This window comes from Polyangium fumosum (genome assembly GCF_005144585.1).
GTDB lineage: Bacteria > Myxococcota_A > Polyangia > Polyangiales > Polyangiaceae > Polyangium > Polyangium fumosum.
The window spans coordinates 1-9712 of sequence record NZ_SSMQ01000151.1 but is presented as its reverse complement, the minus strand read 5'-3'; the positions used below and the strand labels follow the sequence as shown (position 1 = coordinate 9712).

The 9712-nt window shown below is 68.0% G+C and carries 7 protein-coding genes; 6 read left to right on the top strand and 1 reads right to left on the bottom strand.

Features of this window, described 5'->3' with window-relative positions:
• Window positions 1-312: 312 nt before the first annotated feature.
• The 5 genes from E8A74_RS51035 to E8A74_RS51015 all read left to right on the top strand — a co-directional run bounded on the left by E8A74_RS51035 (window position 313) and on the right by E8A74_RS51015 (window position 4884).
• The gene (locus E8A74_RS51035; RefSeq protein ID WP_136936479.1) at window positions 313-1356 is read left to right on the top strand and encodes a hypothetical protein; all 1044 of its coding nucleotides are present in this window, start codon (window positions 313-315) and stop codon (window positions 1354-1356) included.
• A gap of 46 nt (window positions 1357-1402) precedes the next feature.
• Complete coding sequence (locus tag E8A74_RS51030; RefSeq protein WP_136936478.1) at window positions 1403-2491, top strand: hypothetical protein; 1089 nt, start codon at window positions 1403-1405, stop codon at window positions 2489-2491.
• 39 nt (window positions 2492-2530) lie between these two features.
• Window positions 2531-3574 carry a sigma-70 family RNA polymerase sigma factor gene (locus tag E8A74_RS51025; protein ID WP_136936477.1) on the top strand — a complete coding sequence of 348 codons (1044 nt, stop codon included), beginning with the start codon at window positions 2531-2533 and terminating at the stop codon, window positions 3572-3574.
• A gap of 150 nt (window positions 3575-3724) precedes the next feature.
• Window positions 3725-4570 (top strand): hypothetical protein, encoded by an 846-nt coding sequence (locus tag E8A74_RS51020; RefSeq protein ID WP_136936476.1) that lies wholly within the window; start codon window positions 3725-3727, stop codon window positions 4568-4570.
• A 29-nt stretch (window positions 4571-4599) separates the two neighbouring features.
• A complete protein-coding gene (locus tag E8A74_RS51015) occupies window positions 4600-4884 on the top strand; it encodes a hypothetical protein (RefSeq protein ID WP_136936475.1) in 285 nt (94 codons plus the stop codon).
• A 256-nt stretch (window positions 4885-5140) separates the two neighbouring features.
• Here E8A74_RS51015 and E8A74_RS51010 read toward each other — a convergent pair whose 3' ends face one another.
• Complete coding sequence (locus E8A74_RS51010) at window positions 5141-6286, bottom strand: hypothetical protein (RefSeq protein WP_136936474.1); 1146 nt, start codon at window positions 6284-6286, stop codon at window positions 5141-5143.
• Between the two features lie 851 nt (window positions 6287-7137).
• Between E8A74_RS51010 and E8A74_RS51005 the strand changes: the two genes are divergently transcribed.
• The coding region (locus E8A74_RS51005) for a hypothetical protein (protein ID WP_211365653.1) at window positions 7138-9712 on the top strand (2575 nt) is incomplete at its 3' end.

Below are 9712 nucleotides of genomic sequence, written 5' to 3'. Positions count from 1 at the left end.
GGTGGCTCTGGTGCGGAGCACGCCGAGGCGGTTGGCACGATTTTCCCGGGATGCGTGGGACGGGATGCGACGGGGTCATGTGCGGGGTGTTGGGCTCGCGATTGGGGTGGCGTAGATCCACGGGCTGCTAGCGCGTAGGCTCCGGTCGGGGCTCGACGTGGATGCGGCGCGCAACCACCACCGTCGCCCCGGACGAACCTCTCGACCGTCGAGGCCTTCGGAAATCCCCTTTCAAGACCAGCGAACGGCGAGCCCGGGCAAACGGCGCTTGCATTCCGGCGAGAACCGAGCGTAGCTTCGTGTCGACCCGACATGCCGTGCCGCCTTGCCAGCCTCGCCGCCGTGCTCTGCGGGCTCACCCTCGCGCCGCCCGCGATCGCGGCGAAGCCGAAGATCGCTTTTCGCCTGGAGTACGCGCCGCCGACGCCGGCCGAGGATTGCCCCGACGCCGAGGAGCTCGCCTTCATGCTCGCGGGCGAATTCGGGTACATGGTTGTCCGGACCGACGTCTCGCCCGTGGTTAGGGTCGAGGTCCACCACGTCCGCCGGTCCTTCGAGGCGGAGCTTTGGGGACCGGCGCTCGAGGACGGCGCGGAGGCGTGGCACGGGAAGACAGACACGCAGGGCACGTGCCGCGAGCTCGCGTACGACATCGCGTCTCTCGTCCGGGCGCGCCTCGGGCCGGGTGCGTGGGGGCGCGAGGCGCCTCCCGCCCATCTCACCGCGCCGCCGGAGATCGAGGTCCAGCGCCCCGAGCTCCGCCCCTTGACCCTTCGCCTGCCCGAGTCCCTCGCCCTCCTGGTCCCCTGGACCTCAGCGTTCGTGGAGAGCTCGACTCCGAACACCGAGGAAGCTCCTGTCCAAGTAGAGGCAGGTCTCGGAGCCGCCGTCTCCCCATACGGCTTGCCGAGCGTGGGAGTCGGCGGGAACGGGTTCCTCGGGGTTCGCTGGCGCCGCTTCGCGGGATTCGCGGAGGTCCGCGGGCTCATCACCCCAGCATCGGGTATCGGCGAGCGACAGATCCCCGGCCGAGCCACTACGTGGACCGGATCGGCACTGCCCTGTTTTGCAACGAAGCACGTGGACGCGTGTGCCGTCGTCAGTCTCAGCCAGCTTCAGATCGATCTCGGTCCCGGGCGAGCGGTCACCGGATCGGACGGTTTTTCCGTGGGCTTTGGTGGTCGAATCAACGGCCATATCTCACTATCGGATCGGTTTTCATTGCTTGGGTATGCGGATATCAACATGCAACTACGCAGCATCGCACTGGTTCTCGACGGAACGGTCCCCGATTGGCGATCCCCGCTACTCCGGACCACACTGGGCGTTGCTCTGACGGCAAATTTCTCGAATTGATGAGGTGATGGCTGTGAGAATCGGTATTCATTGGTATCGAACAGTTGTGAAAGGCTCCTTTGTGGTGGCTCTGGTCTCCTCCCTCGTCGCCTGTAGCGAAGGGCTGATCACATACATCGAACTCGACGCGGGCGACGGCGGAGGTTCCCCCGACGCGGGCGCAGATGCCGGCGACGAGGACGCCGACGTCCCAAATACCGACGGGGTGGTCGACTGCGATTTCCAGTGCCTCGGCGACTGCGCGCCGTTTCGCCCGGGCGACTTCTCCCTCCCGGTGCTCGCCTACGTCGGCCCCAACGATGGCACCGCGCCCGACTGCCCCGACACGGCGCCCGTCGAACAGTTCGTTTGGCACGACGACATCCAGATCCCGCCGAAGCCGTGCGGCCCGTGTTCCTGCGGCCCGTCGATCGGCGCTTGCTCCCTGCCGTCGAGCGTCACCGCACACGCAGCCCCGTGCACGCCGCCCGAGGGGACGATCGCGACGCCGACGAACCCGCCCGAAGCTTGGGAAGGTTCATGCACCGCGGAGGGAGCGATCCCCGAGGACCTGGCTTGCGGCGGCTCTCTGCCCTGCGTCCAATCGATCACGATCGGACCGCTCGCCATCACCGACGAGTTATGTGTGCCCGTGGACGGTGCAGAAAGCCCGACGCAATCGTCGACGGTCCCCACCTGGGGCATCATCGCCCGAGTCTGCGAAGGCAGCGCGTTCGGCCAGTGTTTGGCGGACGAGCACTGCGTCCCCGCGCCCGTGGGAGACTATCAACAGTGCGTCCAGCGCTTGGGGATACACGACTGCCCCGCCGAGGAGTACACCGTTCGTCACGTCCTCTTCGAGGCCTTCCAGGACGAACGCGTGTGTACGCCGTGCACGTGCGGCACGCCCTCGGGGAGCTATTGTAAGGCCAACCTCTCCTTCTATCCGGATGGCAGTTGCAACGAGGCCCCTCTCACAGCCTCCGCATCCTCGCTCAAGTCGACGTGCTTCGACGTGAACCCCAGCGGGCAGGCCATCGCCGCGAAGTCCGCGACCGTCCCGACGTACCACGCAGGGATCTGCCAGGCATCGGGCGGCGAGCTCAGCGGGGACGTCCAGCTCCTCGGGCCGCGTACCTTGTGCTGTCGTCCTTGAAACCGGAAAGCGTTTCGCATTTGATCGAGGTTCAAGACCATGGATGCACGTGATCGGGATCGACTGGCAATTCTTACGACGCACGAAGCCGCGATCGACGCGACGCTACGAAAGAAGAACATCCCCGCGAGCGACATCCCGGACTTGCGACAGGAGGTCTACCGCCGCGTGCTGAAGTACCTCGCCGAGCGAGAGATCACGGATGCCGTGGCGGGCCTCTTGGTTCGGACGGCGGAGGCTGTCGCGGGCGATTATTGGAAGGCGCGACTTGTTGCGCACCGCGCGGCCCCGAAGCTCGCGGAGGACGACGTCGCGCCGTCGAACCCCGAGCACGAGTATAATGAGCGGGAGATCCGGAAGCACCTGGACGAGATCCTCGAGCTCTGTGAGCCCCGCGGCCGCGCCGTCCTCCGGGCGCGCTTCGTTCAGAACATGACGCTCGCACAAACCGCCAAGACGTTGGGGATGTCGAAGAGCACCGTTCACGACCTCACCGAGCGCACGCTCGCCGCGCTCGCAGAAGCATTCCGGAAACGCGGGATCACGAGCCGCGCGGTCCTTCCCGTCATCGTCGAGAAGGCGCACGAGCAGGGAGGCACCACGGAGCAGGCCGGAGGAACCGACAAGGGCGAGGCCCCCGTCTCCTTTGCCGCCCCCGTGACGCCCTCGGTGCGCCCCCCGGACGACTTCCGCAAACCAGCCCTCTACACGACCGTCGGCGCGGCCCTGGGTGGTCTCATCGTGTACCTCTTGATGCAGTCTGTCGTCCCCCTCGCGAGGCTCTCGCCCATTTTCGTCACCGTCGCGGCCACGGGGCAGTCGAGCGTCCAGGGGGGCATCCTTGGCACGGAGTGCCCGCTCGTCTGCCCGGAGGTCGTCGCCCCAACCGGCCCCGCTTCGCCACCTCCGCCGAGCGGTCCAGGGCAGCCCAAGATCGACGCGAAGAACCGCTACCTCGCGCGCGCCATCATGGCCGCCGAGGAGCGGGGAGACTGCGAAACCGCGAACAAGTTCCGCCGCGAGCTCACGGGCGCCTTCGCGGCGACGTTCGAGCTCCGCGGCGCATGCAAGCCCACACCGTAGCACACGCTCCCACCAATCGACAGTTTGTTCCGGAAAACCGGACCGATCCTCCGAAGTAAGGGGTGAGAAACGAGGACGTCGGCAAGCCCGACGAGCCGCCCCGCTTCGCTCGGACGAGAGTCCTGCGGCTCGCAAAGGCGCGCGCTGAATTTGCAGCGCGCGCCTTTGGGGGCCGTTCGCTTGGCCTGCGCCAAACGTGCGATCTCGTGGCGCTCGGTATTCTGGGCATCCGCGCGCTCCACGATCGCCGCCGATTCGCACGTCGGGAAGCCGTACGTCCGAGCGGACGGCCCTCTTTTGCCTGGAGGTCTTATGTCCGCGCAACCGGTTCAAACAATGGAAGAGGACGAGCCCGCCGTGGTCTCCGTGCAAAGCGCCACGCCGCCGGCCTCGGGCGTTCGTCCCAGCGCGCACCCCGAGGAGAGGCGCGACACGCTGTACGATCCCCGGCCGCCGGTGCCCTGGCACCGGCGAGGGCTCGATCTCATTTTCGCCTTCCTGGCGTTCCTTGGCACCCCGCTACGACGAGCCCGCGAGCACCTCGCCGCGCGCCTCGCCCCGCCGCCCTTGGCGAGCTTCCTGCCGCCTCCGCCGCTGCATCGCAAAGGCGAAATCCCCCTGGAGCAGATTGGCGAGATTCTGCTCCACAACATCTTCCGTCTGTCGCCCGCGTACGTGGATGCTGCCGAGGAAGTGCTCCACGTGGTCAGGCAAATTCAACGCTTCCCGGATCACGATCGGCTCGTCGTCTTTGTCCACTTCGCGATCACGCGCCTCTGCGCAATCCACCGCGAACCCGTTCCGATCGCGTGGGTTCGTGCGCGCCTGCCGGAGGTACGCCGATCCGACCTAAACCGTGCCCTTGAGCAACTCGAAGAGAAGAGAGCGATCGTGCTCCATCGTGGGGAAACAGACGACCCCCGCGTGATCTACCTCGGGATTTCAGATGCAATTCGCGGGAACCTCACGCACATCGAATTGCGCTCTCCATTGTGACAGAGCGTCGAGAGATAGGTGATACGACCATGCCAAAGAAGCAACCCCAGCCGCACCGCAAAGAAGCACCCCCGACGTCCCCGGAGGACGAGCCGCAGGAGTTGATGACCGAACTCGCGCTCGGCTCCGATGGCCTTGTCTACGTGAACGCGGAGCACCTGAGCGCCGAGCAGTGCGAGGGACGCCGCATGTTCCAGGGCTACGCCATGAAGCCCGGGGAAGCGAAGCGCGCAGCAGAAGCGATGCACAGGATCGCGTTCAACATCACGGCGGAAGCCCGGACAGCATACCCGAAAAGCAAGGGGACGCATTGACCACGTGGCCGGCGCGCGTCAGGTCGGCTGCGGCGTGGCAGCGGGGCATGGGGCGCGGAGCCTCTCGTCATTGCCGGACGCGCGCGCGATCGCCACCGCCGGCGGGGATGGGTCCGTGCCGGTAGGGCGGCTGGAGGGGGCGCCGGGGTGCCCGGCGGAGGCGGCGGCGCCGGGCCGATGACAAGGCGACGCCGTCGGCGTGGCGGCTGCCGCGCGGTCCGGGGGGTTGTGGGGCGCCGACGCCCCGCCCTGCGGCTCACCCGATGGAGAGGTTCTTGTCGTCCGTGTACACGATCACGAAGTGCGTGTCCGTCGGCGCGCCGGTGGAGTCAAAACAGGCGACGTCGGCATTCGCGTTTTCCTCGTCACCGTTCCAGCTCACGACCTTGCAGGACTCCGAGCCGCTGCCGTAGGCCGTCACCTGGACATTCGAGCCCGTCGACGACATCCCAGGCAAGTTCACGAGATAGCGGCCCGTGGACGTACGCCCGGCGGTGATGTCGGTCGCGACGTCGCCCCAGCCAAGGAGGAAGCCTTTCTGATAGGAAAGGTGGGGCGTGTACGCCGCCGCGGTCGCGTCATTCGTCCAGGCGTAGCTGTAGGAAGGTGCGCCATTGACGTGCGTCGCGTTCGCGAAGTTGAGGTCGAACATGCTATCCGACAGGGCGCCTGCGCTGTCGAAGCATCGCACGCTGACCACCATGTCGTCTCCGAGCTGCATCCACGAAGCCACCTTGCAGTGGTCGCTGCCCGCGCCGTAGGCCGTGACCTCCACGGTCCCGCCTACCGCCGTCTGCCCCGGCAGGGTGACCGTGTAGCGGCCGGCGCCCAGGCGCGCGACCGTGTTGTTCGCGCCGGTCGAGTTGAACTGGAACCTCAGGTCCGGCGTGTACGCCGACGTCGTCGCCTCGTCGGCCCGAACGTATGCTTCGTGCGAAAATCCGGTGCCCGATTTGCGGACGTACGCGATGCTGAAGCGCGTGTCGACCGCTTCGCCGCCGGCGGTGAAGCAGTTGACGTCGACATTGACGTCGCCGCCGATGTGGATCCAGAAGCTGGGCTTGCAGCGCTCGGCGCCGTTCCCGTAGGCCGTGACCTGGACATGGCCGCCGGCGAATGGCTCGTTGCCAGGTACCCCGACGCCCTGAAGCTGCACGAGATACTGGCCAGTCCCCTGCTGCGTGATGGTGTTGCTCCCTCCGGAGCTGTTCCGCGAGTAGGTCGGGCTCGCGGTGAACGAGCCCGTCGCCTGTTGCGTCCAGGCATACGCCCACGTGTAGGAGATGGCCGCCTGCTGGGCGGAGCCGATCTCACCATCTTCGATCGCGTCATAAGAATCGACGCAGCCCGCGCTCATGATGCAGACGGCAATCGATCCCAGCAGCACAGACTTGCGCTTCATGGCTCTTTTCTTTCGGCAATCGGGACGTTGATCACAGTCGTCGCCGTCGAGGCGCGACGGCGGAGGGCGACTGCAACGCGCGTGCCGTCATTGCGAGGCTCCGGGAATCTCGCGAGGTGGACCTCGCTGAACGCATCGCTGTCACGTTGCCGAGACGCCGTCGCTGTCATGTCTCCATGACACTGTTACCTCCGCGTATCAGCCCCCAGCCTCTGCCGGATCGCCGCGCAGTATGCCGGGTCCCGCTCGATCGCCACGAACCGCCGCCCCGTCTCCCGCGCTGCCGATCGAGAGCGACGCATCTCCGACAAGTTGGTATTCGTGTTCACCGTCGAAGCGGACATGCTGACCTCCCCACGAAAGCGTTTCTCGACAACGTATCCTCGGCTACAGTACGCTCGCAGTCGAACGCATCGCGTGACACTTCGTCGCATGCCTCGAGCGCGCGATGTCATCGCGAGGCCTGGGGGGGAGGACCTGAACCGATACGCACATCGGTTCGAGTCGTGGGGGGGAGGACCTGAACCGATACGCACATCGGTTCGGGTCGTGGGGGGGAGGACCTGAACCGATACGCGCATCGGTTCGGGTCGTGGGGGGGAGGATCTGAACCGATACGCACATCGGTTCGGGTCGTGGGGGGGAGGATCTGAACCGATACGCGCATCGGTTCGAGTCGTGGGGGGGAGGACCTGAACCGATACGCGCATCGGTTCGGGTCGTGGGGATGTCGCGAAAGATATCCCGCTCGCGTCGCTGTCCCGCCCCGTCGAGCACGGACGGAGCGAAAGGGAGGCCCGTGTGACAAACCTGTTGTCGAGGACGCCCCGTGGACGATAGGCTTCCTCGTTATGTTACCGGTTTTCTCAACATTCATCGGTCAGAGAGGCAGGCGAACCTCGCTGCGCCTCCTCTCTTCTCTTTCCACCCTCACCCTCGGAGCCGCGCTCCTCTCGTCGTGCGCCGACCGGCCCGGGACGGCGGACGCGCCCGCCGCGGCGGACCGCGGGCCGGGGCTCTCGCTGCCCGGCGCCGATCCCAGGACGCCCACAGACCCCCTCTACCTGACCGTAGGGGCCGAGATCGGCCTCGACGCGCCGGTCGTCGGGGACGTCGGCGGCTGGAAGCGCTTCCCGGCGATCGCGTGCGGCGGCGGGCAGTGCCTCGTCGTATGGGAGGACCTCCGGGAGGACTTTGCGAACGAGTACGCGGTCAACGTCCCCCTCTTCGCCGCGCGCGTGGCGCCGGACGGGACACCGATCGATTCGCCGGCCTTCCGCATCGGCCGCGGGGGCAAGCCGGCCGTCGCCTCCGACGGCGCGGGTTTCCTCGTGACCTACGTCGGCGCTCCCGGCGCCGCCTGCAACGAGTGCGGCGTCCGCATCGACACGAATGGCGCGATCCTCGACGCCACGCCCCTCACGATCGCCGCGACGGGCAAGGACCGCGCGCCGGCCGTCGCCTGGAACGGCGCCGCCTACCAGGCCGTATGGGCCTGCGGCAGCACCACCACCATCTGCTCCGCGCAGATCACGCCGGCCGGCGTCGTCGGTCCCATGGTCTCGCTGCCCCTGCCGGTCGCCCCTTACGACCCTCCGCGCCCCCACCGCCAACTGCGCGTGGCCTCCGACGGCACGGGCTCCCTGGTGCTCGGCTGGAGCCCAACCTTTGCCCTCAGCGCCATCCGCCTCGACGCGCAGGGCGCGCCCGTCGGAGCGGCGTTTCCCGTCGGCCCGACACCTTCCTATGCGTCCGACGACCTCGCCCTCACCTTCGATGGGACGAACTACGTGGCGGCCTGGTCGCAGGAGGACCTGGAGCAGGTCTCCGCCGCCCGCATCACGAGCGCCGGGGCCGTGCTCGATCCTGGCGGAGTCGTCCTCGATACACCGTCGCTGGGGGAGCCGGCCACCCACCTCGCCGCCGCTTCTCACGGCGGCGTCACCACCGTGTTCTGGCACCTGTGGTCGGATGAGCAGGATTTCCGGCCGCTGCGCGCCGCGCGGATGAGCGCGGGTGGTGTTCCGCTCGACGCCGCTCCGATCGACCTCGGGCTCGGGCGGGACCTCGCGGCGGCCGGCAGCGGCGCCGAGGCGCTCTTGATCTTCGAGGACGGCCCGTTCCCTGACTACGGCATCATCCATGCGGACCTGCTCGCCAGGCGCGTCGCGGCGGACGGCACGCTGCCGGCGCCGCCGAGCCGCGTCGCCACCGGCGTGAACGGGCAGCAAGGACCCGCGCTCGCCTTCGACGGGACGAATTACCTCGCCGTGTGGACCGACACACGCGCGGGAGGGATCGGCGGCGTGTACGGCGCGCGGATTACGCCGAACGGCCAGGTCCTCGATCCCGATGGCATCGAGATCGTGCCTGCCATTCCGAGCGTGCCTGGCAATCTGGGCGAGTACCGGTATGCGATCCGCGTCGGCTTCGACGGGACGGATTTCATCGTGCAATGGGAGACGACCGAGTACGGCCCCTACGACGGGTGCGCCGGGGGCAGCGCCACCCGGGTGAGCCAGGCGGGCGTGGTGCTTGGTGGTGTCCCCGTGGCGCCGGCCGCTTGCATGGCGATCACGATGGGGAACAGCCCTGGCGGCACGCTCTTCGTCGCTTACGATGAATACATCACCGGCGCCGTGGTCGCGAGGTTCGTGAATGACCAGGGCGTGGCGAACGCGCCCGTCACGCTCGATATCCCGGACATCTACTACGCCCCCTGGTCGCTCTCGTTCGACGGCACGAATTACCTCGCGACGTGGTCGAAGGACTTCGGCCTGGCCGGGATGCGGATGAGCCCGACGGGCGTGCTGGTGGACACGGCGCTCTTCCCCATCGCATCGGCCGCCGCGCCCGTGGTCGAGGAACGGGCGGCGGTGGCCGTCTTCGACGGGCAGAACCACGTGATGGTGTGGGTCTCGAAGGACGGCAGCGGCGCCCACGTCCTGCGCGGCGCGCGCATCAGCCCCGCCGGCGCCGTGCTCGATCCGGACGGGTTCGTGATCGCGCCGATCGTGAATGGATGCGGCGGCTCCCAGCCGAAGGCTTTCCCCTCGGCAGCATTCGACGGGCAGCACATCGTGGTGACCTGGCGCGAGCGCGAGGCCACGGCAGGGGGGTGCGAGGTGGCGCTGCGCGGCGTGGAGCTGAGCCCCGGAGGCATGGTCGAGCCGGTGTTCACGGTGGCACCTCCGGGGTTGGACACCCGCGCGACGGCGCTGGCCTCGGACGGCGCGGGCAAGACGCTGGCGCTCTACAGCCGGTTCATGCTGGGCGCGCCGTTCGACAACTACCGAGTTCGCGGCCGCATCCTCGGTGAAATGGGTGGCAGCGGCGGCGCGGGCGGCGCTGGGGGTAGCGGCGGCGAGGGCAGCGGCGGCAGCGGCGGCGGCAGCGGCGGCAGCGGCGGCAGCGGCGGCGGCAGTG

What these genes read in the sequence shown, in the direction of transcription:
- E8A74_RS51025 (WP_136936477.1), top strand. Translation starts at nt 2,531, where the DNA reads ATGGATGCACGTGATCGGGATCGACTGGCAATTCTTACGACGCACGAA.
- E8A74_RS51035 (WP_136936479.1), top strand. Translation starts at nt 313, where the DNA reads ATGCCGTGCCGCCTTGCCAGCCTCGCCGCCGTGCTCTGCGGGCTCACC.
- E8A74_RS51010 (WP_136936474.1), bottom strand. Translation starts at nt 6,286, where the DNA reads ATGAAGCGCAAGTCTGTGCTGCTGGGATCGATTGCCGTCTGCATCATG.
- E8A74_RS51015 (WP_136936475.1), top strand. Translation starts at nt 4,600, where the DNA reads ATGCCAAAGAAGCAACCCCAGCCGCACCGCAAAGAAGCACCCCCGACG.